This is a genomic window from Aeromonas cavernicola, from assembly GCF_002795305.1.
GTDB classification, from domain to species: domain Bacteria; phylum Pseudomonadota; class Gammaproteobacteria; order Enterobacterales; family Aeromonadaceae; genus Aeromonas; species Aeromonas cavernicola.
In genome coordinates this window covers 1-959 of record NZ_PGGC01000025.1, presented here as the reverse complement: position 1 = coordinate 959, position 959 = coordinate 1, and the positions used below count along the sequence as shown (strand labels likewise).

The window sequence follows — 959 nt, the reverse complement described above, 5'->3', positions numbered from 1 at the left end:
CGCCCTGCTCTAAACCAAACACATTGGCGCTATCACAGGCCGCCCTCACAGCATTGGCCCATCCGTCATAGCCATTGGGTCGCCAATGCTCCCTCACCGCGCTGTAGGCCCATTCACGCACGTTATCGAACACCGTGACGTTACGCCCCAGCCCGCTAACCTCTTTGCAACTGCGGCGGCTGTAGGCCGCCAACTCCGCATCGGGGCAGAACTCCGCCAGATAGTCGAGGCTAAACGCCTCGTTGTGGTGCCATACCGTCCACCAATGGCCGTGTACGGGGTTTTTGGTGATAAGCCCTGAATACCCCATATCAGCCCCTAGCCGCTTCGCCAAAACGTGCTCTATGGCCGCCAAATAGCGCAGCGGCTTTTGCTTGGCCGCACTGGTGCGGGCAACAGGGACCGCCAGATAGTACCCATAGTGAGCGTGGCCGTTACGGGTGTTGAACGTGATCCAGTTCGGGGCGGGTAATCCGGCCTCCTTCCACGCCTCATAGCCGTCCGGCCTGTCCACATCAAACACCAGACAGGAGACATGAGGCGGTGGGTTGTGTTGGATGTGGCGATAGGCAAGCGCGGTCGCCTGCGAGCGAATAAGCAGCCCCTGCGCCGGATCATCGGTGCAGTAGGGGCGACGGGGGAGGCGTTCGACAAAGGCCGCGTGAAGCGCGGGTTTTACCATCGCACACCGCGCTTACTGGCGGTGTGGGGTTGTGTAGGGTGATCCATGTGGTATGATTTTCTCCATAGATGATGGCTAGCCCCGAACTCTCTGAATCTTCCGCCAAGTTGATAAACAGGGATTCGGGGTTTTTCATTTCTGGTCAGCACTTTACAGCAGGCAGACGCAAAGGGGCAACGTTCCTAATTCACCCTAAGTAGCTATTCTTACGAGAGAATATAGATAGGCACTTCCTTATTGAAGGCTCATTTTTTGTTGGCAACAAAAAACTTTGCAG

Annotated in this window: 1 protein-coding gene; it reads right to left on the bottom strand. The window is 56.6% G+C overall.

The window, feature by feature from the left end; genetic code table 11:
* Positions 1-682 (bottom strand): replication initiation protein (locus tag CUC53_RS03305; protein ID WP_100292835.1); only part of this gene is annotated, 682 nt, incomplete at its 3' end.
* Positions 683-959: the final 277 nt, after the last annotated feature.